This window comes from Devosia salina, assembly GCF_019504385.1.
Lineage (GTDB): Bacteria > Pseudomonadota > Alphaproteobacteria > Rhizobiales > Devosiaceae > Devosia > Devosia salina.
The window spans coordinates 2573860-2599333 of the sequence record NZ_CP080590.1; the positions used below are offsets into that span (position 1 = coordinate 2573860).

The following is a 25474-nucleotide window of genomic DNA, read 5'->3' on the forward strand; positions in this document are numbered from 1 at the left end:
CATGACCACTGCACTTTCGATCAACGCCATCGACCTGCATTACGGCGCCGCCCAGGCGCTCAAGGGCATTTCCATCACCTGCCAGCCGGGCAGGATCACGGCCGTGCTGGGCCGCAACGGCGTGGGCAAATCCTCGACGCTGCGCGCCATCACCGGAATCAATCACATCTCGGCCGGCGACATCACCTTCGGCACCGACGTCCTCAAGCGCACCCCGCCCTATAAGCGCGCACGCATGGGCATTGGCTATGTGCCGCAGGGCCGCGAAATCTTTCCATTGCTGACAGTGAAGGAGAATCTCGAGACCGGCTATGCCGGCCTGCTGCGATCCGAGCGCAACATTCCCGAATACATCTTCGAGCTGTTCCCGGTCCTCAAGTCCATGCTCGGGCGCCGCGGCGGTGATCTTTCGGGCGGCCAGCAGCAGCAATTGGCAATCGGCCGCGCCCTGGTCACGCGACCCAAGGTGCTGGTGCTCGATGAGCCGACCGAAGGCATCCAACCCTCGATCATCAAGGATATCGGCCGCGCGCTGCAGTTTCTCCGCGACGAGAAAGGGATGACCATTCTGCTGGTCGAGCAGTTCCTCGATTTTTGTCGCGAGATCGCCGACGACATCTACGTCATGGATCGCGGCGAAATCATGCATGCAGGCCCGGCGAGCGATCTCGACCATCCCGATGTGCGCCGCCATCTGATGGTCTAGAAACAAAAAAGGCGCCCGGCCGGAGCCAGGCGCCTTGGAACCGGAAGGGCCCCGATTACATGTCGAACCAGCCGTCTGCCTCACATTCTGCGAGGGTGATGATACCCAGATCGACCTGCAGGGCAGTCTCGGAATCGGTGGCGGGCACGTCTTCGATGTCGGCGTCACCGGCAACGTTGTCGTCGGCCGTTTCCTCATCATCGGTGTCGGTATTGGCATCGTCGGACAGCGACTGCGTTTCGTCCGCCAGCTTCAGATCGGCGCAACGGGCCTTCACGGCTCCAACATCGGTCTCGGCAACGCTCTGGGTACCGATCATCATGGAGCTCTGGGCGAAGGCCGGGCCGGCAACCAGACCGGCGGCGAGAGCAACAACGGACAGTGCAGATTTGATGGTCATTTGAATAACCTCTTGAAAATTATCTATGAAAGAGCGCTTGCTCATCCACAGAACGGCGAGACCCCAGGATCGTTGCAGTGAAATCGGCTCAGAAAGAAATCGTGATCGCCCCGGCCCTGCAAAGGGCGCGCGGTGTCGGCCGAATTGCGACCAAGCAGGGCAACGGCCGCACCCGCCTCGACACGCTGTTTCAGGAGGGCTGCGGCAAGATCCGCTTGCCCAATACGCATTCACCGAGCCTTGAGGCCGTGCTGATCAACACTGCCGGAGGCATAACCGGCGGCGATCACTTGAGTTGGTCCGCCGAGGTGGCCCCTGATGGGCATCTCGTGCTCACCACCCAGGCCTGCGAACGCAGCTATCGCTCCACAGGCGATTTCGGACGGGTCGAAACACGCCTGCAGCTGGGCGCTGGCGCCCATCTCGACTGGCTGCCCCAGGAAACGATCCTTTTCGCCGCCAGCAAGCTGGCGCGGAAACTGGATGTCGACATGGCGGAGGGCGCCACGCTGACCGCGATTGAATCGGTGCTGCTGGGACGCGATGCCATGGGTGAGGATGCCGCCGACGCGCTGCTGCGCGACAATTGGCGCATCCGCCGCAATGGCCGGCTCATTCACGCCGAGGCCACCGCCCTTCGGGCCGACCCCGCGGAACGCCGAAGCCTCTCGCTGCTGGCTGGCAACCGGGCCTTTGCCACGGTGCTGCATGTCGCCGCGACGCCCGACCAGGCTGAAGCGCTCTGTGCCCAGCTTCGCGCCATGCTGCCCGAAGGCGGCGCCATCGGCGCCAGCGCAACGGGCGAACGCCTGGTCGTGCGGGCCATGGCGCCCACCGGGCTTGCCTTGCGGCGCCTGATCGTACCAGTCTTGATCGAACTCACCGGCGCCGGCAGCCTGCCGCGCCTCTGGCATCTCTAGGATCGTTGGATGAACCTCACCCCCCGCGAAAAAGACAAGCTGCTGATCTCGATGGCCGCCATGGTGGCGCGTCGCCGCCTCGAGCGCGGCGTCAAGCTCAACCATCCCGAGGCCATCGCGCTGATCACCGATTTCGTGGTCGAAGGCGCCCGCGACGGCCGCGCGGTTTCCGAGCTGATGGAGGACGGCGCCCATGTCATCACCCGCGACCAGGTCATGGAGGGCGTTGCCGAGATGATCCACGACGTCCAGGTCGAGGCCACCTTCCCCGACGGTACCAAGCTCGTCACTGTTCACCAGCCAATTCGATAACGAGGCAAAAATGCTCAAGCGCAGCCTGCTGACCCTGGCAATTTCCATCGCCGCCACTCTGCCCGCCTTTGCCCATCTCAATCCGGCCGAACATGGCTCCCTTGCCGCCGGCTTCAGCCACCCCCTGTTCGGCCTCGACCATATCCTGGCCATGGTGGCAGTCGGCCTCTGGGCCGCCATGCAGGGTGGGCGCGCACTCTGGCTGGTTCCTGCCGCCTTTGTCGGCACCATGGCGCTGGGCTTTGCGGCGGCCATCGCCGGCATGCCACTGCCCTTTGTCGAACCGGTGATCCTCGCTTCGGTCATCTTCATCGGTATTGCCATCGCGCTGGCCTTGCCCGTTCCCACGTCGGCAATTGCCGCCATGGTCGGCTTTTTTGCCTTCTTCCATGGCCACGCGCATGGTGGCGAACTGGGCAACGCCGGCGCCTGGCAATTCGCGGCCGGTTTCATCCTGGCCACCGCGGTCCTGCATGTGGTCGGCATTGCCATCGGCCTGCTGCTTGGTCGCTTCGGCGGCAAGGGCCTCACCCGCATTGCCGGGGCGGCAACAGCTTTTGGTGGTCTCTATCTGGCTATCGGCGGCTAAGGAGGCAGGCATGATCCCAGGAGAAGTCATTCCCGCCAAAGGCGACATCGAGCTCAATGCCGGCGCCGCGCAGGTGGTGCTGGAAGTCGCCAATACCGGCGACCGCCCGATCCAGGTCGGCTCCCACTACCATTTCTTCGAAACCAATGCCGGCCTCCGCTTTGATCGCGACAAGGCGCGCGGCATGCGGCTCGACATTGCCGCTGGCACCGCCGTGAGGTTCGAGCCGGGCCAGTCCCGCGAGGTGCGGCTGGTGCCGATCGGCGGCGACCGGCGCATTTTCGGGTTCCGCCAACAGGTGATGGGAGGACTTTGAGAGCGTTTGGCGGGTTCTTTTCATCCCTCCAACGATGGCGCTTGCAGGCGAAAGCTGGTTAAAGGGCTCCGATCCCATCTAGGACCGAGCCATGACCGACCAGCCGACCACCCAAGCCCAGTTCAAGCAGCGCTTCATTTCCGTAGTCGCGGATCTGCGGCAGGATGGCATCAATGATCCTGAAGCCATGGCCATGATTGGCGGCCTGGCGGCGGAACTGGCCGATGCCCTCAACAAGACGAGCTGGACAGGGATCAAGCAGAGCCTGACGCCGGCCATCTATGACGAGCTCCTGCAGACCTTCCAGAAGCGCGGCAATGAATACCACAAGGATGGCCGCACCAAACTTGCTTACGCCATCCAGCTGCTGAGCGTTTCGCTGGTCGCCTTCACCCAGCGCAGCGACGCCGATATCGCGGCGGGCGAACAATTGGTGGATCAGTTGATCGACCGTGCCGCCGCCATCCACCGCCAGAACCGCCCAAGGCACTGATGCTGCACGGCGCGCGATGGCACAACAACGCGCGCCGGACTGATTTGCGAGCCGGATGCGATGGACCACAGTCACGCCCGGCAAGCCATTGTTCCGGGCCTATAGAACGGGACATGACATGCCAGCACGGATTTCTCGCGCCACCTACGCCGATATGTATGGCCCCACCACGGGCGATCGCGTCCGCCTGGCCGATACCGAGCTTTTCATCGAGGTGGAGAAGGACTTCACCACCTATGGCGAAGAGGTGAAGTTCGGCGGCGGCAAGGTCATCCGCGACGGCATGGGCCAGTCCCAGCGCACCCGGGCCGAAGGGGCCGTCGACACTGTCATCACCAATGCGCTGATCGTCGACCACACCGGCATCTACAAGGCCGATATCGGCCTGAAAAACGGGCTGATCGCCGGCATCGGCAAGGCCGGCAATCCCGATACCCAGCCCGGCGTCGACATCATCATCGGGCCTTCCACCGAGGCCATTGCCGGCGAAGGCAAGATCATTACCGCCGGCGGCATGGATGCCCACATCCATTTCATCTGCCCCCAGCAGATCGAAGAAGCGCTGATGAGCGGCGTCACCACCATGCTCGGCGGCGGCTCCGGCCCGGCCCATGGCACCCTCGCCACCACCTGCACCGGCGCCTGGCATATCGAGCGCATGATCGAAAGCTTCGATGCTTTTCCAATGAACCTGGCGCTCGCCGGCAAGGGCAACGCGGCTTTGCCCGCGCCGCTCGAGGAGATGATCCTGGCGGGCGCATCCGCGCTTAAGCTGCACGAGGACTGGGGCACCACGCCCGCCGCCATCGACAATTGCCTCTCGGTCGCCGACGCCTATGACGTGCAGGTGATGATCCATACCGACACGCTCAACGAGAGCGGCTTCGTCGAGGACACGGTGGGCGCCTTCAAGGGCCGCACCATCCACGCCTTCCACACCGAAGGCGCCGGTGGTGGGCACGCGCCTGACATTTTGAAGGTCGCGGGCCTGCCCAATGTCATCCCCTCCTCGACCAATCCGACCCGGCCCTACACGGTCAACACCATCGCCGAGCATCTCGACATGCTCATGGTGTGCCACCATCTCGACCAGTCCATCCCCGAAGACGTGGCCTTTGCCGAAAGCCGCATCCGCAAGGAGACGATTGCCGCCGAGGATATCCTGCACGACATGGGTGCCCTCTCGATCATCTCGTCGGACAGCCAGGCCATGGGCCGCGTCGGCGAAGTGCTGATCCGCACCTGGCAGACCGCAGACAAGATGAAGCGCCAGCGCGGGCGCCTGCCGGACGAGACCGGCGACAACGACAATTTCCGCGTCCGCCGCTATGTCGCCAAATATACCATCAACCCGGCCATCGCCCATGGCATGAGCCAGCATATCGGCTCGGTGGAAGTGGGCAAGCGCGCCGACCTGGTCCTCTGGAACCCTGCCTTTTTCGGTGTGAAACCGGAAATGGTGCTGCTGGGTGGCTCCATCGCCGCGGCGCCGATGGGCGACCCCAATGCTTCCATCCCCACGCCCCAGCCCATGCATTACCGCCCCATGTTCGCCGCCCATGGCAAACTGGTGAGCCGCTCTTCGGTGGTCTTCATCTCCCAGGCTGCCCATGATGCTGGCCTGCGCGGACGTCTCGGGATCGACAAACAGCTCCTGCCCGTCACCAATACGCGCGGTGGGATCGGCAAGGCGGCCATGAAACTCAACACCGCTACCCCGAGAATCGACGTCCACCCCGAAACCTACGAGGTGCGTGCAGACGGCGAATTGCTCACCTGCGAACCGGCCACGGTCCTTCCCATGGCACAGCGCTATTTCCTGTTCTGAGGCACGGCGAACAGGCACAGCGTGCCTTGCGACCAAGGCTCGTTCGGGCCGCCCGGCTCCTCGAGGGCAGCGAGGGTCAGAAGTCGCGTTCTTGGCCCGGACACTACAACCGCAAGGAGACCATTCATCCATGTCGTTTTTCGAGAGAGATCGTGGCATCCGGACCCCAGGTCAACGCAAGCTCTACGCGCTTTACGAACTGGCCTATACGCTGATCGATGTCTCTGCGGCGCTGCTGTTTCTGATCGGTTCGATCATGTTCTTTGACAAGTCGCTCGAAAACCCGGCCATCTGGTGCTTCGTCATCGGTTCGGTCTTCTTCGCCTTCAAGCCGATCTTGCGCATTGTCCGCGAGCTTCACCTCGCCTCGGAGGGCGATTACGACGACCTGGCGCGGCGCTTTCGAGGTTAGGGCGATCCGGGCCTTGCCACTCCATGCAAACGCCATGATTGTGCGGAGGCTCAAGCCGCCGCAAAACGCAAGATTGGACTGACCCATGATCCCTTATCGCGCTCTCGCCATGGTCCTGCCGCTCATGGCAGCTCCGGCACTTGGTCAGGACACCGGCACTGAGGTGCCCGCAACGCCAATGGCCATTGATGAGATGGTGTCGGCCCGGGCAGGTCTCACTCTGTCTCTCGACAGCACCGGCGATATCGAGCGGCGTATCGTGGGCTACAATTGCGAGGGCGATCAGACCCTAAGCGTACAATATATCAACGCCGCGCCCAATTTTCTCGCCATCGTTCCGGTCGAGGGGCAGAACCTGGTCTTCGCATCGGCGCTGTCGGCCTCCGGCGCCCGCTATGTGTCCGGTCCTTATGAGTGGTGGAGCCACCAGGGCGAGGCGGCCCTGCGTGACCTCATGCAGGATGAGGATGCCGCCCCGCTGGCCAGCTGCACCGAAACCAGCAACACGCCCTGACCCGGATGGATCCATCGCCCGTCGCCGAGCTGTTTCCACATGTGCGCATCGTCATGGGCACCGTTGTCGGGCTCGCCATCACGCGCCTGCTGATGACGGTGGCGAGCATCATCCAGCATCCGCAACGCGGCAAGCGCTCCCTGTTGCACCTGCTCTGGATCGGGTCGATGCTGCTCGAACTGGTGCTGTTCTGGTGGTGGGAGTTTGCGCTGCACCGGATCGAGTTCTGGAGCTTCGGCCTCGTCCTCTTCATCATGTTCTACGCCACCACGCTGTTCCTGATGGCGGCCCTGCTCTCCCCCGACAGCGTCTCGGACTATACCGGCTATGAGGACTTTTTCCTCAAGCGCCGGCACTGGTTCTTCGGGCTGCTGGCGGCCACGTTTCTGCTCGACACCATAGACACCCTGGTCAAGGGCCAGAACCATTGGTCGCGCTTCGACTGGAGTTATTTCAGCCAGGTGCCGCTCGGCCTCGTCCTCTGCGTCATCGCCTGGCGCAGTGCCAGCCGCAATGTGCACCTGGCCATTGTCGGCCTGCACATTGCCTTCCAAGTGTTCCTCATCACGCGCTTTTTCAACACGGTCAGCTAGTGCCCATGCTTCGCGTCGTCTCCGTCCTGCCGCCCGATCACGCCCAGGGCACCCCCTTCGATCTGGTCGTCCTCGAACACGACGAGCGCCGCATGCGCCGCAAGATGCTGCGCCTCATGCATGGCGACGAGATATTGGTGGACTTTCCCCAGACCATCACGCTCGAGGACCGGCAGGTGCTCAAGCTGGAAGATGGCCGTCTGGTCGAGGTGATTGCCGCCGAGGAACTGCTCTACGAAGTGCGCGGCAGGGATGGGGAACACCTGCTGCGCCTCGCCTGGCATATCGGCAACCGGCACACCCCGGCCCAGATGGAAAAGGACCGTATCCTGATTAAGCGTGACCACGTGCTCAAGACCATGCTCGAAGGCCTCGGCGCCACGGTGACCAATGTCAGCGAGCCCTTTTCCGCCGAGCATGGCGCCTATCACAGCCATTCCCATGGCGATGGCGGCCACGCGCTGCTCAACCGCAAATGAGTGACCTGCAAAAACTCCTGACCTGGCTATCGCCGGCCTTTCCCGTCGGCGCCTTTGCCTGGTCGGCCGGACTGGAAACCGCGATTGTACAGGGGCGGGTGACGGACCGGGCCAGCGCCGAGGACTGGATTGGAGGCGCGCTCACCCTTGGCGGGCTCAGAACCGATGCCATCCTGCTCTCCCATGCCCATTCCGGCTTCGCCGACGCAGACGACATCAACGCCCTCGCCGACCTGTGTCTCGCCCTGGCACCAGCGCGGGAACGTCACGCCGAAACCCTGCAGACGGGCAATGCCTTCGTGCTGGCCAGTGCCGCCTGGCCAACCGAAGCACCATCAGCCCTACCCAACCCTTGCCCCTACCCGGTGGCGGTGGGTGCTCTGGCCGGTGCCCATGGCATCGACCGGCGCGATACCCTCATTGCCTTCCTCACGGCCACGGTCCATAGCCAGGTCTCGGTCGCCGTCCGGCTGGTCCCGATCGGGCAGAGTGATGGGCTTGCCATCATGGCCAGGCTGGAGCCGCAGGTCGCGGCATTGGCCGATCTGTGCCTTCATGCCGCACTGGACGAGATTGGCAGCGTGGCCTATGGCGCCGATATTGCGCAGATGCAGCACGAAACCCTGCCCACAAGGATCTTCCGCTCATGAACATGTTCATTTCATCCCTCATGTTCATCGCGCTCTTCGCCGTCTCCATGGCCCATTTCATCTGGGCCCTGGGACGCACCTGGCCGATCCGCAACGAGAAGTTGCTGGCCCAGACCGTGGTGGGGTTCAAGGATATCGAACGCATGCCGCCGCGCCTGGCCTCGCTGGCCGTGTCGATCGCCACCATTGCGGCGGCGGTCTATGGCCTGGCGCTGGCCGACCATGACAGCGGCGGCCTGTGGCTGAACCTGGGGGGCATCGCGCTGGGCCTGGTATTCCTGGCACGCGGCGTTGTCGGCTACACATCATGGTGGGCGGGCATTACCCCCGAGCCCAATTTCCGTCTCAACGACCGCCGCGTCTATTCTCCGCTCTGCATCCTGCTGGCCCTGGGCTTCTTCGCCCTGGTCTGGCTTCGCTTCGTCTGACCCAAGGAGGGAACATGTCCAAGAGCCTCAACGGACCCCTGCGCATCGGCATTGGCGGGCCGGTCGGCTCGGGCAAGACCACCTTGTGCGAGATGCTGCTCAAGGCCATGCGCGAGCGCTATTCCATGGCCGTGGTCACCAATGACATCTACACCCAGGAAGACGCTCTGATCCTGGCGCGGGCGCAGGCGATTTCCGAGGACCGCATCGTGGGCGTGGAAACCGGCGGCTGCCCGCACACCGCCATTCGCGAAGATGCCTCGCTGAACCTGGCGGCCATCGACGATCTCAATCGCAAGTTCCCCGATCTCGACATCGTGCTGATCGAAAGCGGCGGCGACAATCTGGCCGCCACCTTCTCGCCGGATCTGGCGGACCTCACCATCTACGTCATCTCGGTGGCGCAGGGCGAAAAGGTGCCCCGCAAGGGCGGCCCGGCGATTTCCCGCTCCGACCTGCTGGTCATTACCCATACCGACCTGGCGCCCTATGTCGGGGCCAGCCTCGAGGTGATGGAAAGCGACACGCAGAAGGTGCGCGAGGGCCGGCCCTATGTCTTTACCGATCTGCTGCGTCGCGAAAGCCTCGACCAGATCATCGGCTTCATCGAGAAGCATGGCGGCTTTGCCGCCGAAGCGGCGGAATAGCCTTGGCCGACTTCGTCCGCCTGCGGCGCGCGCTTGCAGAACCTGTAGCACTGTCCGGCCTGGCGCCGGGGGTGGAGATATTGCCGCTCTGGCGCAGCAAGCCGATCGAACTGCACCGCCTGCTTGGACGCGCCTATGCCGATGGCGGCGGCACGGTCGACAATTTCGACCAATGGTGGTGGCCGCTGGTGGAGGATGCCGAGTTCGACCCCGAACTGGTTGTCATTCTGGCTGATGCTGCCGGCGACCCGCTGGGGCTGGTCCAATGCTGGACGAGCAGCTTCGTCAAGGACATCGTGGTTGATCCTAGCGCCCGGAACCGGGGACTTGGTTCGGCCCTGCTGACCCGCGCCTTTGCCCTGCTGCGCGAGCGCGGACACCCGCATGTCGACCTCAAGGTTGAAGCAACCAACAGCGCGGCGCGCCGATTCTATGCGCGCCACGGCATGACCGAAGTCGACAGCTAGGCCTGCGGCCGCACGAGGGCCACGACGGAGCGGGGCGGCAGGGTCGCAGTGCCCTCGGTCAACGGCACTTCGGAACCGGGGTCAGACTGGATGCCGACGGCCCAATGGCCCTCCGGCAGGCGCGCGACCACCGGCTCGACCCGCCGGTTGAACCAGACCAGCACCTCGTCGTCCTTGTGCCTGAGATGCATGCCCAAAACCGAGGCGGCGCTGTCGCTCCAGTCGCCCTCGTTCATCTCGCGGCCATCCGGGTGCAGCCACACCACGTCGCGCACGCCGTTGCGATCCTGCCCGGTCAACCAGTGATCGTGGCTGACCGAGGGATGGTCCTTGCGGAACCGGCTCATTGCGGCCACGAAATCGACCAGTGTCCCGTCGGCGCTTTCCCAATCGACCCAGGTGATCTCATTGTCCTGCGCATAGGCATTGTTATTGCCCTGCTGGGTGCGGAACATCTCGTCGCCCTGCTGGATCAGCGGCGTGCCCCGCGACAGGAACAGCGTTGCCAGCAAGGCGCGGACGTCGCGCTTGCGCGCATCGTTGATCGCCGCATCGTCGGTCTCGCCCTCGACACCGCAATTCCATGACGAATTGTGGTTGTGGCCGTCGCGATTGTTCTCGCCATTCGCCTCGTTGTGCTTGTCGTGATAGGTGACGAGGTCACGCAGGGTAAAGCCGTCATGCACGGCGAGCATGTTGACCCCGGCACTGGGCTTGCGTCCGGCCACATCGAAGATTTCCGATGAGCCCGCAACCTTGCCGGCCAGCGCGCCGATCTTGCCGTTCTCGCCCTTCCAGAAGGCGCGGATTTCGTCGCGATAAGTATCGTTATGCTCGGCAAATTCCTTGCCGAACTTGCCCAACCCATAGCCGCCCGGACCCGGGTCCCAGGGCTCGGCCACAAGGATCGCCTTCTTGAGCACCGGGTCGGCCTTGATCTTCCTGAGCATCTCGGCCTCGGGATCAAAGCCCGGATCGCGAGCCAGGATAGTGGCGAGGTCGAACCGGAACCCGGACACGCCCAGTTCCTCGACATAATAGCGCAGGCTCTCGATCACCAGGCGCTGGACGGCCGGGTGATCGCAGCGCAGCGTATTGCCGGTGCCCGTGTCGTTGACCAGGTGCTTCTTCCCGTCCACATCCACCCACCGATAGTAGGTCTGCGGGTCCAGGCCCATCATCGAGAGGATCGGCCCCTGGCTATCGCCCTCGCCGGTATGGTTATAGACCACATCGAGGATCACCGAGATGCCGGCCTTGCGATAGGCATCGGTCATCACCCGCAATTCCTGCGGCCCGCGGGGCGCCAGGCGCGGATCGACCGCGAAATAGGCGACCGGATTATAGCCCCAGGCATTGGTCAGGCCGAGCTGGGGCAGATGTCCCTCGTCGATCCAGGCCGCAGTCGGCATCAATTGCACCGTATCGACGCCCAGATGCTTGAAATGATCGATGACGCGGCGGGTCGTCAGCGCCGCAACGCTTCCGCGAAGCGGGCCCTGCACGCTCGGATGGCGCATGGTGAAGCCGCGCACATTGAGCTCGTAATAGAGCCCCGGCGCCTTGCGCCGCGGATGCGCCGGCTCGTTGCCGCCACCGGGAACGATGGCTTTTGGCACCAGTTCCGCGGTGTCTACCGCATCCTCGCGCGCCAGTCGCAAGCGCGGCGAACGAACGAAAACCCGATCCAGATGCCGGGCATAGGGATCGACCAGCAGCTTGTGCGGATCGAAGAACAGACCTTGGTCCGGATCGTAGGGACCGTCTGCCCTCAAACCATAGCGGGCGCCTGGCCCCACATTGGCGATCAGCCCGGCATGGATATTGTCCTCATGCACATCCAGTTCGAAGCGCCCGATCTCCTTGTCCTGTTCGTCGAACAGGCAGACCCAGATGGCCGAGGCGCTTTCCGAATAGACGGCAAAATTGACACCCTCGGCGGTCGCCACCGCGCCGAGTTGCTCGGTGTGCCCGCCATGGGGCACAAGTTCAGGTTTCATGGACAATGCCAGCCTAGGTGATGACGCTGGGCGCGTCTCGCCCGGTTCTGGATTGGATTTGGGCCAGGGAGTCGGCGATCCCGATAAGGGGCTCGAGGGCAAGCTGGGTATCGAGATCATGGCGTCCATCGGCGGCCTCATACCGTTCAAGGTAGAGCCGCAACGTGGCGCCCACGGTCCCGGTTCCGGAGAGCCTGAGCACAATGCGCGAGCCGTCGGTAAAACCGATGCGAATGCCCTGCCTGGCGCTGGTCGAGCCATCGACCGGGTCGTGATAGGTGAAATCGTCCGCATAGGCGACCTGCATATCGTCAGCCAGCACCTTGCCTGGCAACGACGGCAGCTGCGCGCGCAGGTCTTCCACCAGCTTGCCGGCAATGCTCGCGTCGACCTCTTCATAATCGTGCCGCGTGTAGTAATTGCGGCCATAGGTCTTCCAGTGCTCGCGCACGATCGCGTCGACACTCTGCTTGCGCACGGCCAGGATGTTGAGCCAGAGCAGCACGGCCCAGAGCCCGTCCTTTTCGCGGACATGGTTCGAGCCCGTTCCGGCGCTCTCTTCGCCACAGATGGTCACGCGGCCCGCATCGAGCAGATTGCCGAAGAATTTCCAGCCCGTCGGCGTCTCATGCATCTCGATGCCGAGCTTCTCGGCCACCCGGTCCGCCGCCGCGCTGGTCGGCATCGAACGCGCAATGCCGGCAATGCCCTGCTTGTAGCCCGGCGCCAGATGCGCATTGGCCGCCAGCAGCGCCAGCGAGTCCGAGGGGGTAACGAACCGGTTCTTGCCGATGATCAGGTTCCGGTCCCCGTCCCCATCCGAGGCGGCACCGAAATCGGGACCATCGGGTGTCATCAGCAGGTCGTGCATGTCCTTGCAATAGACCAGGTTCGGATCCGGGTGCCCATCGTTGAACGATGGCGAGGGCACGCCATTGATGACGGTGCCCTTGGGCGCGCCGAGCATGCCTTCGAGAATGGCATGGGCATAGGGGCCGGTAACGGCATGCATGGCATCGAACGTCATGCGGAATCCACCGGCGAACAGGGCGCGGATGGCGTCAAAATCAAACAGCGTCTGCATCAGCGCGGCGTAGTCTTTGACCGGATCGATCACTTCGACCACCATGTCGCCGACCATCTGCGTGCCAATCGCATCCAGGTCGATATCGGGCGTATCGAGCGTTCTGTAGCTGTCGATCACCTTGGTGCGGGCATAGACTGCGTCGGTGATCTTTTCGGGTGCCGGACCACCATTGCCGATATTGTACTTGATGCCGAAATCACCCTCGGGCCCGCCGGGATTGTGGCTGGCTGACAGGACCAGCCCCCCGAAGGCCTTGTAGTGGCGAATGACATGGCTGGCGGCCGGGGTCGAAAGCAAACCACCCTGCCCCACCAGCACCTTGCCGAACCCATTGGCCGCCGCAATGCGAATGGCTTTCTGGATCGCCACGTCGTTGTAGAACCGTCCATCCCCGCCAATCACCAGCGTCTGGCCGGCAAAGCCTTCAAGGCTGTCGAAGATGGCCTGGATGTAGTTCTCGACATAATTGGGCTGCTGATAGACCGTCACGCGCTTTCTCAGGCCCGAAGTCCCGGGCTTCTGGTCGGCGTAGGGTGTGGTCTTATTCACTTGCACTGTCATCTGTCGAATATCCGATCAACAAGGCATAGAGTTCGGCGTAGCGGGCGGCGCTGGCCTGCCAGCTCACATCCGATTTCATGCCGCGCCTCTGCATCTTCTTCCATGATTTCTCGTCGGCGTAGAGCGCCAGCACCCGCCTTATGGCGTCTGCCAGCGCCGTTTCGCTCGGCGGCGCGAACTGCACGCCGGTCGCCACCTCGGCCTGCAGCGCGGCCACATTGGCGTCGATCACCGTGTCATTGAGCCCGCCCACGCGGCTGACCAGCGGCACGCAGCCATAGCGCAAGGCGTAAAGCTGGGTGAGCCCGCAGGGCTCGAACCGCGAGGGCACCACCATCACGTCCGCCCCGCCCTGCACCAGATGGCTCAGCCTCTCATTGTAGCCGGTGACGAGCCCGACCTTGCCTGGATATTGCAGGGCCGCACCGCGCACCGCATTTTCCAGTTCCGCGTCGCCCGAGCCGAGCACCGCGAGTTGGCCGCCCGAGGCGACCAGCATGTCGATATTGGCAGCGAGCAGGTCGATGCCCTTCTGCCAGGTCAAGCGGCTGACCACCGCGAACAGCGGGCCATCGGCGGCCTCAAGCCCGAACGCCTCCTGCACGGCCCGCTTGTTGGCAAGGCGCCCCTGCATCGTGCTGGCCGTATAGTTCTGCGCCAGCGCCGGATCGGTCGCCGGGTTCCAGGCATCCATGTCGATGCCGTTGAGAACGCCAAAGACCGTGGCGGAGCGATTGTTGAGCAGCCCTTCGAGGCCCATGCCGAAGGCCGGCGTGCGGATTTCTGCGGCATAGGTGGGCGACACCGTGGTCACCACATCGGCGCATTCCACGCCCGCTTTGAGATAGCCGACACCGCCGTAATATTCGACGCCCTCGACCGAGAAGGCGTGGGCCGGCAGCCGCAGCTGCGGAAAGATTTCCGCCCCGAACGTGCCCTGGAAGGCCATGTTGTGGACCGTCATCACCGTTCGCAACCTGGTGGAGGGACCGAATTTCACATAGGCGGGCACCAGCCCGGCCTGCCAGTCATGCGCGTGGATCACCTGTGGCCGATAGCCATCGACCAAACCCAGGCCCAGTTCGGAAGCCACCCAGCTCAGCGCCGCGAACCGCTTCCAGTTATCCGGCCAGTCCCAGCCCTCCGGCCCCATATAGGGATTGCCCGGCCGGTCGTAGAGCGCCGGCGCGTCGAGGACGATGAGGTCGAGCCCCTCGACTCGACCGGCAACCAGCCGGCCGGTGACGCCGAACAGATCATCGAACCGGGCGACTTCGCGTCCGCCTGTCATTTTGCCGGTCACCGCGGGATAACCCGGCACCAGCGTGCGCATGGTGACCCCGGATTCGCTGAGCGCCCCCGGCAGGGCGCCGGCGACATCCGCCAGCCCCCCGGTCTTGATCAGCGGGTAGATCTCCGAGGTGACCGAAAGAACTTCGATCATCGATCCGCCAGATATTTGTTGACCATGCTTTGGGTGATCAGCGTCACGCCGTCATCCGAACGGCGGAACCATTTGGCGTCGAATTCGGGATCTTCGCCCACAACCAGGCCTTCCGGAATGTTGACGCCGCGATCGATCACGACCTTCTTGAGCCGCGCATTGCGCCCGATATCGCAATAAGGCAGCACCACGGCCTCATCGAGCATCGAATAGGAATGCACGCGCGAGCCGGTGGACAGCAGCGTCTTCTGCAGGTGGCCACCCGAGACGATGCAATCGCCCGAGACCAGCGAGTTGACCGCCGAGCCGCGACGGCCATCGAAATCATGCACGAACTTGGCCGGCGGAGTGATTTCCGCATAGGTCCAGATCGGCCAGTCGCGGTCGTAAAGATCGAGCTGCGGCTTGATGTCGGTGAGGTCGATCGACGCCTTCCAATAAGCGTCGATAGTGCCGACATCGCGCCAGTAGCTGACTTCCTCATTGCTCGAACGCACGCAGGAGCGCGGGAAACGGTGGGCCCAGGCCGTGCCGTTCTTGACGATATAGGGAATGATGTCCTTGCCGAAGTCGCGGCTCGAGCCTTCGGTAGCCGCATCGCGACGAAGCTGTTCCATCAGGAACCGCGTCTCGAACACATAGATGCCCATCGAGGCCAGCGCCATGTCCGGCTTGTCGGGAATGCCGGGCGGATCCTTGGGTTTCTCGACGAAATCGACCACCCGGTCGCGCCCGTCCACATGCATCACGCCGAAGCCCGTGGCTTCCATGCGCGGCACTTCCAGACATCCTATGGTGACGTCGGCACCGGTATCCACATGCTGGCGCAGCATGATCTCGTAGTCCATCTTGTAGATGTGGTCGCCTGCCAGGATGACGATGTAGCGGGCGCCCGAATCCTCGATGATGTCCATGTTCTGGTAGACCGCGTCGGCGGTGCCGGCATACCACATGTCCTCGCGCACCCGCTGGCTGGCCGGCAGCACGTCGAAGCTTTCATTGCGCTCGGGACGCAGGAAGTTCCAGCCGCGCGACAGGTGACGGATCAGCGAATGGGCCTGGTACTGCGTCGCCACCGAAATGCGTCGAATGCCCGAATTGATCGCGTTGGAGAGCGCGAAATCGATGATGCGGGACTTGCCGCCAAAATACACCGCAGGCTTGGCGCGCCTGTCCGTCAACTCCATCAATCGCGTGCCGCGCCCTCCGGCCAGCACATAGGCCATGGCCTCACGCGCCAGAGGCGATGGAACTCGATAGTCAGCCATATTTACTTCCCTCCGCTTGTGCCCGGATTTCACCGGGTCTTGTCCCGTCAGCCGCGCTATGCCGGCTCGTATTTCAGAAACAGGGTCGCCAGTGGCGGTAGATAGACTTCCGCCTCGGCCGGCCAGTGCTGTCCTTCGACGGCCTTGGCAACGATGCCACCCTGGTTTCCGGTGTTCCCGCCAGAATACCAGCCGGCATCGGTATTGATCCGCTCCACCCAGCGCCCGGCCTTGGGCAGCGGCACCTTGTAACCGCTGCGCGGCACCGGCGTGAAATTGGAGATCACCAGCACCGGATCGGCATCGGGTGCCTTGCGCAACCAGGCCAGGACCGAATTGGCCTGATCATTGCCGATGATCCATTCGAAACCCTCTGGCTCGCAGTCGCGCTCATGCAGCGCCGGCAGGCTGCGATAGGCCGCGTTGAGGTCCGAGACCAGCCGCCGCATGCCCTCGTGGCTCGGCGCATCGAGCAGCCACCAGTCGAGCGCGCGGCTTTCGCTCCATTCCTCACGCTGCGCAAATTCCTGACCCATGAACAGAAGCTTCTTGCCCGGATGCCCCCACATGAACGCCAGATAAGCCCTCAGATTGGCGAATTGCTGCCAGTCATCACCGGGCATCTTGGAGAGCAGCGCCCCCTTGCCATGCACCACCTCGTCATGGCTGAGCGGCAGCACGAAATTTTCCGAGAACGCATAGACCAGGCCGAAGGTCATGTCGTTGTGATGGAAGCGGCGGTGCACGGCCTCGCGGCTCATGAAGCGCAGCGTGTCGTTCATGAAGCCCATGTTCCACTTGAAGCCGAAGCCCAGCCCGCCCGCATAAATGGGCGAGCTCACCCCCGGCCAGGCCGTCGATTCCTCGGCGATCATGAAGGCGCCAGGAAACTGGCGGTAAACCTCGGCATTGACCCGCTGCAGGAAGGCAACGGCCTCCAGGTTCTGGTTGCCGCCATGCTTGTTGGGCACCCATTCACCGGGCTGGCGGGAATAGTCGAGATAGAGCATCGAGGCCACGGCATCCACGCGCAGCCCATCGACATGGAACTGGTCGAACCAGAACAGCGCATTATTGGTGAGGAAGGCCGAGACCTCCTTGCGCCCGAAATTGTAGATCGCCGTGTTCCAGTCCGGATGGAAACCCTGGCGCGGGTCCTCGTGCTCATAGAGCGCGGTGCCGTCAAAATGGCTGAGGCCGAATTCATCGGTGGGGAAATGCGCCGGCACCCAGTCCAGGATCACGCCCAGCCCGGCCTCGTGCGCGGCATTGACCAGCCGGGCGAAACCCGCCGGATCGCCGAAACGCGCTGTCGGTGCATAGAGCCCGGTCGGCTGGTATCCCCAGCTCGGATCGAAAGGATGCTCGGAGACGGGCAGGAATTCGAGATGGGTATAGCCCATGTCGGCGGCATAGGGGACAAGCTGTTCGGCCAGCTGGTCATAGCTCATGAAGCTGCCATCGGGCCGGCGGCGCCAGCTGCCCAGATGCACCTCGTAGATCGACATCGGCGTGCGCCGCCAATCCCGGGTGGCGCGCTCTTCCATGTATTTCTGGTCGGTCCAGGTGAAGGGCGTCGGATCGGGCACGACCGAGGCCGTGCGCGGCCGCAACTCGGCTTGCCGGGCGAAGGGGTCAGCCTTCAATGGCAGCACCTGCCCGTTGGGGCCGACAATCTCGTATTTATAGATGGTGCCCGTGCCCAGCACGGGGATGAAGACTTCCCAGATACCCTGCCGGTTGCGCATCGGGTGGCGCCGCCCGTCCCAGTCGTTCCACGGACCGACGACCGAGACGCGCTGCGCATTGGGCGCCCAGACGGCGAAATGGGTACCGTGAATGCCCTCGAACTCCATTTCGTGGGCGCCCAGCTTGTCGAACAGCCGCAAATGGCTGCCCTCGCCGATATAGTAATCGTCCATCGGCCCCAGCACCGGACCGAAGGAATAGGGGTCGAACACCGTCCAGGTGCCTCCGGCATTCTTCGCCTCGTAGCGGACAGGCTGGCGCTGGTCGATCTTGACCTTGGCCTCGAAGAAACCCGCGGCATGGCGCGGGATCATATGGCCAAGAGGCGTCCCATCGAGCGTGAAGGCATTGAGCGTATCGGCATGGGGCACGAAGGCCCTGAGGACCCAGTGTCCATTGACCTCGTGCAGGCCCAGAAAGGCAAAGGCATTGCTGTGGCGACCCGCCACGATGGCCTCGACTTCCCACGCCTCTGCCTGCCAGTTTTCCTTGCTCACGCTCACACCCAAACTCCCCCACGCGTCAGCCGCGCCATTTCGACCGGCCTGAACTTACCTGCGCCCGCCCTGATCTTGGTGTCAGGGGTCCGGGCGCTGCACCGGGCCAGGTGACCACCAGGCCCGCAGGCCCTCGCGGTCAACCGCACCCCAAAACACCCTATGCCGTTGGAACGCCCCAGATCTCCTCTGCATATTGCCGGATCGTCCGGTCGGACGAGAAGAAGCCGACGCTGGCCGTGTTGCGGATCGCCATGGCGGTCCAGCGTTTCTTGTCCCGCCAGATGCTGTCCACCTTGGTCTGCGCCGCGACATAGGCCTCGAAATCGCGGGCCACCATGAACCAGTCGTGGTCATAGAGCCCCCCGATCAGATCGCGATAGCGATGGGGATCATCCGGCGAGAACACGCCCGAGGCGATGGAATCGAGCGCTTCGCGAAGACGCGGGGAGGCATCGATGGCGGAGCGTGGCACTTCCGAGCGCGCCCGCTTGTCCTCGACCTGGTCGGTGGTCAGGCCGAAGATGACGATATTGTCCGCCCCCACTTCCTTGTGCATCTCGACATTGGCGCCATCCATCGTGCCGATGGTGATGGCGCCATTGGCCATGAACTTCATGTTGCCAGTGCCCGAGGCCTCCATACCGGCGGTGGAAATCTGCTCGGAGAGATCGGCCGCCGGCACGATCACCTCGGCCAGGCTCACATTGTAATTGGGCAGGAACACCACCTTGAGCAGGCCCCGCACCGCCGGATCGTTGTTGATCACCCGCGCCACGTCGTTGATCAGCTTGATGATCAGCTTGGCGTTCCAGTAGCTCGGCGCCGCCTTGCCGGCGAAAATCTTGACGCGCGGCACCCATTCCCTCTCGGGATGGGCGCGGATCTCGTCATAGAGCGCGACCGCGTGGATGATGTTGAGCAATTGCCGCTTGTATTCGTGGATGCGCTTGATCTGCACGTCGAACATCGCATCGGGCGAGACCGTGATATTGAGCCGGTCCTTGATCAGCTTGGCCAACCGCTTCTTGTTGGCAAGCTTGACCTGGGCGAACTGCTTCTGGAAGCCCGGATCCTCGGCGTGCGGCAGAAGCTGGTGCAGCTTCTGCACGTCGTCGAGAAAATCGGTGCCGATACGGTCCGACACCAGCTTGGTCAGCGCCGGATTGCACTGCATCAGCCAGCGGCGCGGCGTGATGCCATTGGTCTTGTTGTTGATGCGATCCGGATAGAGCTTGTGCAGGTCGGCAAACACCGTCTGCTTCATGAGCTCCGTGTGCAGCGCCGATACGCCATTGATCGAATGCGACCCGACAAAGGCGAGTTGCCCCATGCGGACCCGTCGGCCGCCATGCTCGTCGATCAGCGAGACCGCGGCGATCTGCTGGTCCGAGAACCCCTTCTTCGCCCGGGCCTCGGCCAGGATATCGGCATTGATCTGGTAGACGATCTGCATGTGGCGCGGCAGCAGCCGTTCCAGCAGCGCCACCGGCCAGCTCTCGAGCGCCTCGGGCAGCAAGGTGTGGTTGGTATAGCCGAATGTGCCCTTGGCAATCTTCCAGGCCTTGGCCCATTTGATGCCGTTGTCATCGACCAGGATGCGCATCAGCTCGGCCACCGAAATGGCCGGGTGCGTGTCGTTGAGCTGGATGGCGACCTTGTCGGAGAGCGAACCCAGATCGCCATATTGCTGCAGATGCCGCCGAACGATGTCCTGCAGCGACGCCGAGGAGAAGAAAAACTCCTGCCGCAGCCGCAATTCCTGGCCCGCCGCCGTCGAGTCGGCGGGATAGAGAACCCGGGTAATGGCTTCCGCCTTGGCGCTTTCTTCAAGCGCGCCGATATGGTCGCCTGAGTTGAACTTGTCGAGCAGGATCGGATCGATCGGCTGCGCGCTCCAGAGCCGGAGCGTGTTCACCCGCGCGCCGCGCCAGCCAACAATGGGCGTGTCGTAGGCAACCGCCAGCAGGTGCTCGTTGGGTCGCCACTCCTGACGCTCCGTGCCGTCCGGGTCGGTTACCGGCTCGACATGTCCGCCAAAGCCAACCTCGTAGGCGCTTTCGCGACGCTCGAATTCCCAGGGATTGCCATGCGCCAGCCAGTCCTCGGGCAGCTCGACCTGCCAGCCCTCGCTCATTTCCTGGCGGAACAGCCCATGCACATAGCGGATGCCATAGCCATAGGCCGGGATCTTCACAGAGGACATGGATTCGAGGAAACACGCCGCCAGGCGCCCCAGGCCGCCATTGCCCAGCGCCGCGTCGGGCTCGAGATTGATCAGGTCACCGAGGTCGACATCGAGGTTCTTGAGCGCCTCGGCCACAGGTTCCATCAGCCCGACATTGCTCATCGCGTCGCGCATCAGGCGCCCGATCAGAAATTCGAGGCTGAGATAGTAGACGCGCTTGTGCGAGGTCCGCCACGTCTCGCGGGAGCTCTCCATCCAGCGGTCCATGATGCGATCACGCACCGCCAGGATCGTTGCCTTGAGCCAGTCATGCGGCCGGGCAACGATGGGATCCTTGCCAACCGAGTAGATCAGATTTTCAAGGATTTCGGCCTGTAGGGCCTCAACAGTCGTCGCGCGGGGTTCGGGCGTGGGCGCATCGTAGACGATCGGCTTTTGCGGCATCTCGCAATCCAGTGTTCATGACGATGTTCCCCTCAGAATAGGAACACTCTTGCACTTAATTTGTGCAGGGGAAAGCCCCCGCGCGAACCGGTCCCCTCTAGCTCGTCTGCGCAGGCCGGGCAGACTGGCTTGCCGCCGCCTCGGCGCTCTCCTCGCTGACCGACACCCCGCCTTCGCGTGCCTGGTCCTGGGCATTGCTGATCAACAGCTGGCTCAGATTGCGCCAGTCCTCGCCGGCCAATTGGCGCTCGAAGCGCTGCCGGTCGCGACCGCGCACGCCTTCGAGCACTTCGGCGGCCTCCTCGTCCGTGGCCCCCAGCAGCGTGACCGCCTCACTGCCGAACTGCAGCGCCGATTCGAAGGTTTCGCGTATCTGGAAGTCGACGCCATGGCGCATCAGCTCGATCCCGTGCGAGCGGTCGAATGCCCGGGCCATGACCCGCGCTAGGGGGAATTCGTCTCGCAACAGTTCCACGATTCGCGTGGTCTGCTCGCGCTTGTCCGTACACACCAGGATCAGGTCCGCCGTCGCAGCGCCCGCCGCACGCAGGATGTCGAGCCGCGTGCCGTCCCCGTAATAGACCTTGAAACCGATCTGCGCCGCCGCCCGGATCATGTCGGTGTCATTGTCGATGATTGAAACGGTGTGGTGCAGGGCCAGCAGCGGCTGGCTGACAATCTGCCCGAAGCGCCCGAACCCGATGATCAGGACCTTGGCCGAGAGGTCGTCCGCGGGCTCGACGCCGTCCATTGATTCCACCGCCCGGGGCATCAGGTAACGCATGCCGATGATGGTGAAGGGCGTGAGCACCATGGAAATGATAACGGTTGCGGTGAAGATGGCATTGGTCGGCGCATCGATGAGCCCGCTGGCCGCGGCGGTAGTATAGAGCACGAAGGCGAATTCGCCGCCCTGCCCCATCAGCACCGCGCGTTCCAGCGCCTCCCCGTGACCGGACCGCATGAGCCGCGCGATGACATAGATAGCCGCTGCCTTGACCAGCATATAGGCCACCACGCTGAGCGCGATGATCTGCCAGCTATCGACGACCACGGCGAGGTCGAGCGACATGCCCACCGCCAGGAAGAACAGGCCGAGCAACAGGCCGCGGAACGGCTCCACGTCGGCCTCGAGCTGATGCTTGAAGGCCGAGGTCGAGAGCAGCACGCCGGCGAGGAACGCGCCCATGGCCATTGAGAGGCCACTGACCTGGAACAGCAAGGCCGCGCCGAGCACCACAAGCAGGGCGGCCGCCGTCATGACCTCGCGCACCCGCGCCTGGGCCAGGAGCGAGAAGAACGGATTCATGATCCGGCGCCCCAGGAAGATCAGCAACAGGATGGCGCCGACGGCAATGCCAAGCGACACCAGCCGCGTGAGCATGCTGACATCGTCCGTTGACGGCGCCAGCAGCGATACCACCGCCAGCAGCGGCACGATCGCAAGGTCCTCGAGCAGCAATATCGAGACCATCTTCTGCCCACCCTCGGTGGACATTTCCCCGCGCTCGCCCAAGATCTGCATGACGATGGCCGTCGAGGTCAGCACGAATCCCATGCCGAAGACGAAGGCCACGACGGGAGCAAAACCGAGCAGGACGCCGATGCCGGTCAGGAGCGCACCGCAGGTCGCGACCTGGATGATGCCGAGCCCGAAAATCTGCTTGCGTAGCGCCCAGAGCCGGCTGGGCTCCATTTCCAGCCCGATGATGAACAGGAACAGCACGACGCCCAGCTCGGCCGCCGCCAGCACCGAGGCCGGATCGGAAATCAGCCCTGTCCCCGAGGGCCCGAGCAACAGGCCGGCGGCCAGGTAACCCAGGACTGAACCAAGGCCAATGCGACGGAAGATGGGGACCGCAATGGCGCCTGCCGCCAGTAGCGCCACCACCGGCACCAGGTCCACGCCATGGTGAGCCGCCTCGGCCGCATGCGCTACAACTTCACCTGCCATTCATTCCCCCAGCGCCAATTCATTGCGACACTGGTGCTGGCGCGCGCCTCCGTCAAGCGGGCCTGGCGCGACCCTGCCCCTCAGTTCGTGCTCGGCTCCACGCCGGTCGGCCCGGTGCCCTGTGGCGGCTCGTCGCGCTCACGCTCGCGATTTCCAGCGCGTTCGTCCTGGCGCTGTTCCCTGATCACCTGCGCGGCATTGGCGAGCAGCTCCTCGCGGTCGGTCATGGTGCGCGTGCGGCGCACCGGACGGCGCGGCTTGACCGGCTTGCTCGGGAGCGCGTGGGCGATCAGCGACTGCGCGATGAGCAGGGTCGGTACCGCAACCAGCCCGCCAACCGGACCCCAGGCCCAGATCCAGAAGGTGATGGACAAAAAGATGATGAAGGGGTTGAGGGTCAGAGAACGCCCGATGAAATGGGGCGTGAAAATCTGTCCTTCGACGAAGTTGATGCTGGCGTAGCACGCTACCGGCAGCAGGATCTGCACCAGTTCGGTCTGGGTCCCCAGGCCCACGGCCAGCAACACCGTGACCATGATCGCCTGCCCCACATAGGGGATATAGTTGAGCACGGCCGCCATGGCTCCCCAGAGCAGCGGCGAGGGCATGCCGATCACCCACATCGCGATCGACACCGCCGTACCCACGCACAGGTTGATCATGGTCACTGAGAGCAGGAAGCGGCTGACCTTGAATTCAACGTCGCGAAACACATGGGCGGTGCGCCAGCGCATCCGGCGGGTGACGCACATCGAGAGCACGGACATGCGGATATGGTCGCGCGTCGCGACAAAGAAGTAGAGGCTGGCCAGGAAGATCGCGACCTGCGCGAGCACCGCTGGCGCCAGCATGGCCATGCCGGTGACCGTGCTGGCATCCTCAACCTGCACCGACATAGCGCCATCCGAGCCCAGGACTGAGGTCAGCTGCTCCTGGAACTGGCCGATCGATTCCAGTGGCTCTTTGAGGTTCGCCAACTGCCCCTGCAATTTGTCCCAGATCAGCGGCGCCCGCGCCACCCATTCGCTCAGCGGGACCGCGAACAGCGTGGCAAAGCCCGCAATGACGCCCAGAAGCAGCAGCACGACGACACCCGCCGACAGGGCCGGCGGCACGCCCCAGCTTTCCACCCGGTCGGCCACCGGGCCGAACATCAGGCCCACCACGATTGCCAGCGTGACGGGGGCGAGGAACACCTGCCCCGCCTGTAGCACGGCCAGCAGGACGGCCAAGCCGATACCCACCACGGCCAGCCGTGCCGCGTTGTTGAGCACGCGCTCGAACTGGCTTTCATTTACATCCAAAGGCTGTGGGCCGGCATAGGGGCGACGCATGTCTTGATCCACGGGGGAGAGGTGACAGGAAACGCCCGACTGACGGCTTTCGTTCCGCCACCGGCCCGGCACTCATGCCGGCGGAACACCTCCTTCCACGCCCCCGCTACGAGGCGCTGCCCTGCCCCCGTCGACCCGACGCACACACTTGGATAATGTCCCGGCCAAATGCTTACCGAGTCGACGGAAATTCCCATGTCCCGCAAGATCATTATCGATACCGACCCCGGCCAGGACGATGCCGTGGCGATCCTTCTCGCCCTCGCCTCGCCCGAGGAGCTCGACGTGCTGGGCGTCGTTGCGGTGGCCGGCAATGTCGGCCTGCACCACAATGCCAACAATGCCCGCAAGGTCGTGGAACTGTCCGGCCGCACCGATGTGCCGGTCTATGCAGGCTGCGCCCGCCCCATGCGCCGTCATCTGGTGACCGCCGAGCACGTGCATGGCGAGACCGGCCTCAATGGCCCCGACCTGCCCGAGCCCGAACTGCCGCTCCAGGACCAGCACGGCGTCGACTTCATCATCGACACCTTGATGAACGCGGAACCGAAAACCATTACCCTGTGCACCCTCGGACCGCTGACCAATATCGCCATGGCCCTGGTCAAGCAGCCCGCCATCGCCGAGCGCATCCAGGAAATCGTCATGATGGGCGGCGCCTATTTCGAGGTGGGAAACATCACCCCTGCGGCCGAATTCAACATCTATGTCGACCCCGAAGCGGCCGACGTCGTGATGCGCTGCGGCGCGCCGATCACCATCCTGCCGCTCGATGTCACCCACATGATCCAGTCGACCCCGGCGCGGCTCGACGCCATCAAGGCGCTCAACAGCAAGACCGGCGATGCGGTCCACGCCATGCTGACCTTCTCGGAAACCTTCGACCTGCAGAAATATGGACGGGAGGGCGCCCCGCTGCACGACCCCACCGTCATCGCCTACCTGCTCAAGCCGGAGCTCTTCGAAGGCCGGCACTGCAATGTCACCATCGAGACCGCCAGCGAGCTGACCATGGGCATGACCGTGGTGGACTACTGGCACGTCAGCGGCCGCAGCTACAACGCGAACTACCTCCGCTCCGGCGATGCCGAGGGCTTCTATGCCCTGCTCATGGAACGCCTGGCGCGGCTGCCCTGACCTCACCAAAGCGTGAAGGGCGGGTCGAAACCCGCCCCGCAACCATGCCGTAGCTCC

General features: G+C 63.8%; 25 protein-coding genes. 16 read left to right on the forward strand and 9 right to left on the reverse strand.

Annotated features, from left to right (window positions below; translation table 11 throughout):
• Position 1: 1 nt before the first annotated feature.
• Positions 2 to 706 (forward strand): urea ABC transporter ATP-binding subunit UrtE, encoded by a 705-nt coding sequence (urtE, locus tag K1X15_RS12465; protein WP_220303949.1) that lies wholly within the window; start codon positions 2 to 4, stop codon positions 704 to 706.
• 55 nt (positions 707 to 761) lie between these two features.
• Here the strand turns inward: urtE and K1X15_RS12470 are convergent, their stop codons facing one another.
• Positions 762 to 1106 (reverse strand): hypothetical protein, encoded by a 345-nt coding sequence (locus K1X15_RS12470; RefSeq protein ID WP_220303951.1) that lies wholly within the window; start codon positions 1104 to 1106, stop codon positions 762 to 764.
• A gap of 77 nt (positions 1107 to 1183) precedes the next feature.
• On the opposite strand from K1X15_RS12470, the gene K1X15_RS12475 reads away from it, so the two are divergent.
• The 14 genes from K1X15_RS12475 to K1X15_RS12540 all read left to right on the forward strand — a co-directional run bounded on the left by K1X15_RS12475 (position 1184) and on the right by K1X15_RS12540 (position 9754).
• Positions 1184 to 2026, forward strand: coding sequence for an urease accessory protein UreD (locus K1X15_RS12475; protein ID WP_240549481.1), 843 nt, complete (start codon positions 1184 to 1186; stop codon positions 2024 to 2026).
• A 9-nt stretch (positions 2027 to 2035) separates the two neighbouring features.
• A complete protein-coding gene (locus K1X15_RS12480) occupies positions 2036 to 2338 on the forward strand; it encodes an urease subunit gamma (RefSeq protein WP_220303953.1) in 303 nt (100 codons plus the stop codon).
• 10 nt (positions 2339 to 2348) lie between these two features.
• Positions 2349 to 2927: a HupE/UreJ family protein gene (locus tag K1X15_RS12485; RefSeq protein WP_220303955.1), complete on the forward strand. Its 579-nt coding sequence runs from the start codon at positions 2349 to 2351 to the stop codon at positions 2925 to 2927.
• A gap of 10 nt (positions 2928 to 2937) precedes the next feature.
• The gene (locus K1X15_RS12490; RefSeq protein WP_220303957.1) at positions 2938 to 3243 is read left to right on the forward strand and encodes an urease subunit beta; all 306 of its coding nucleotides are present in this window, start codon (positions 2938 to 2940) and stop codon (positions 3241 to 3243) included.
• Between the two features lie 91 nt (positions 3244 to 3334).
• On the forward strand, positions 3335 to 3736 hold the full coding sequence (locus tag K1X15_RS12495; RefSeq protein ID WP_220303958.1) for a hypothetical protein: 402 nt from the start codon (positions 3335 to 3337) through the stop codon (positions 3734 to 3736).
• 118 nt (positions 3737 to 3854) lie between these two features.
• A complete protein-coding gene (ureC, locus tag K1X15_RS12500; protein WP_220303959.1) occupies positions 3855 to 5564 on the forward strand; it encodes an urease subunit alpha in 1710 nt (569 codons plus the stop codon).
• A 130-nt stretch (positions 5565 to 5694) separates the two neighbouring features.
• Entirely contained in the window at positions 5695 to 5976 is a 282-nt protein-coding gene (locus K1X15_RS12505) for a YrhK family protein (protein WP_220303960.1), read from the forward strand.
• An 85-nt stretch (positions 5977 to 6061) separates the two neighbouring features.
• A complete protein-coding gene (locus K1X15_RS12510; RefSeq protein WP_220303961.1) occupies positions 6062 to 6490 on the forward strand; it encodes an MliC family protein in 429 nt (142 codons plus the stop codon).
• 5 nt (positions 6491 to 6495) lie between these two features.
• Complete coding sequence (locus K1X15_RS12515; RefSeq protein ID WP_220303962.1) at positions 6496 to 7083, forward strand: hypothetical protein; 588 nt, start codon at positions 6496 to 6498, stop codon at positions 7081 to 7083.
• Between the two features lie 5 nt (positions 7084 to 7088).
• On the forward strand, positions 7089 to 7562 hold the full coding sequence (locus tag K1X15_RS12520; RefSeq protein WP_220303963.1) for an urease accessory protein UreE: 474 nt from the start codon (positions 7089 to 7091) through the stop codon (positions 7560 to 7562).
• Positions 7559 to 8212 (forward strand): urease accessory protein UreF, encoded by a 654-nt coding sequence (locus K1X15_RS12525; RefSeq protein ID WP_220303964.1) that lies wholly within the window; start codon positions 7559 to 7561, stop codon positions 8210 to 8212. Before K1X15_RS12520 ends, K1X15_RS12525 begins: the two co-directional genes overlap by 4 nt.
• Complete coding sequence (locus K1X15_RS12530; RefSeq protein WP_220303965.1) at positions 8209 to 8640, forward strand: DUF3995 domain-containing protein; 432 nt, start codon at positions 8209 to 8211, stop codon at positions 8638 to 8640. Before K1X15_RS12525 ends, K1X15_RS12530 begins: the two co-directional genes overlap by 4 nt.
• 14 nt (positions 8641 to 8654) lie before the next feature.
• Positions 8655 to 9287 carry an urease accessory protein UreG gene (gene ureG, locus K1X15_RS12535; protein ID WP_220303966.1) on the forward strand — a complete coding sequence of 211 codons (633 nt, stop codon included), beginning with the start codon at positions 8655 to 8657 and terminating at the stop codon, positions 9285 to 9287.
• 2 nt (positions 9288 to 9289) lie between these two features.
• A complete protein-coding gene (locus tag K1X15_RS12540; protein WP_220303967.1) occupies positions 9290 to 9754 on the forward strand; it encodes a GNAT family N-acetyltransferase in 465 nt (154 codons plus the stop codon).
• Here K1X15_RS12540 and glgX read toward each other — a convergent pair.
• The 8 genes from glgX to K1X15_RS12580 form a co-directional block, all read right to left on the reverse strand.
• Complete coding sequence (gene glgX / locus K1X15_RS12545; protein WP_220303968.1) at positions 9751 to 11754, reverse strand: glycogen debranching protein GlgX; 2004 nt, start codon at positions 11752 to 11754, stop codon at positions 9751 to 9753. The two genes, K1X15_RS12540 and glgX, sit on opposite strands and share 4 nt — an antisense overlap.
• 13 nt (positions 11755 to 11767) lie before the next feature.
• Positions 11768 to 13402: an alpha-D-glucose phosphate-specific phosphoglucomutase gene (locus K1X15_RS12550; protein WP_220303969.1), complete on the reverse strand. Its 1635-nt coding sequence runs from the start codon at positions 13400 to 13402 to the stop codon at positions 11768 to 11770.
• A complete protein-coding gene (glgA, locus tag K1X15_RS12555; RefSeq protein ID WP_220307533.1) occupies positions 13383 to 14843 on the reverse strand; it encodes a glycogen synthase GlgA in 1461 nt (486 codons plus the stop codon). The genes K1X15_RS12550 and glgA overlap by 20 nt, the downstream gene beginning before the upstream one ends.
• Positions 14843 to 16114 (reverse strand): glucose-1-phosphate adenylyltransferase, encoded by a 1272-nt coding sequence (gene glgC, locus K1X15_RS12560; protein ID WP_220303970.1) that lies wholly within the window; start codon positions 16112 to 16114, stop codon positions 14843 to 14845. The genes glgA and glgC overlap by 1 nt, the downstream gene beginning before the upstream one ends.
• A gap of 56 nt (positions 16115 to 16170) precedes the next feature.
• Complete coding sequence (gene glgB / locus K1X15_RS12565) at positions 16171 to 18366, reverse strand: 1,4-alpha-glucan branching protein GlgB (protein ID WP_240549482.1); 2196 nt, start codon at positions 18364 to 18366, stop codon at positions 16171 to 16173.
• Positions 18367 to 18520: 154 nt separating this feature from the next.
• Positions 18521 to 20992, reverse strand: a complete 2472-nt coding sequence (locus K1X15_RS12570) for a glycogen/starch/alpha-glucan phosphorylase (protein WP_220303972.1) — start codon at positions 20990 to 20992, stop codon at positions 18521 to 18523.
• Positions 20993 to 21089: 97 nt separating this feature from the next.
• A complete protein-coding gene (locus tag K1X15_RS12575; RefSeq protein ID WP_220303973.1) occupies positions 21090 to 22946 on the reverse strand; it encodes a monovalent cation:proton antiporter-2 (CPA2) family protein in 1857 nt (618 codons plus the stop codon).
• A gap of 80 nt (positions 22947 to 23026) precedes the next feature.
• Positions 23027 to 24280, reverse strand: a complete 1254-nt coding sequence (locus tag K1X15_RS12580) for an AI-2E family transporter (protein ID WP_220303974.1) — start codon at positions 24278 to 24280, stop codon at positions 23027 to 23029.
• Between the two features lie 189 nt (positions 24281 to 24469).
• Between K1X15_RS12580 and K1X15_RS12585 the strand changes: the two genes are divergently transcribed.
• Positions 24470 to 25417 (forward strand): nucleoside hydrolase, encoded by a 948-nt coding sequence (locus K1X15_RS12585; RefSeq protein ID WP_220307534.1) that lies wholly within the window; start codon positions 24470 to 24472, stop codon positions 25415 to 25417.
• The last annotated feature ends 57 nt before the right edge of the window (positions 25418 to 25474 follow it).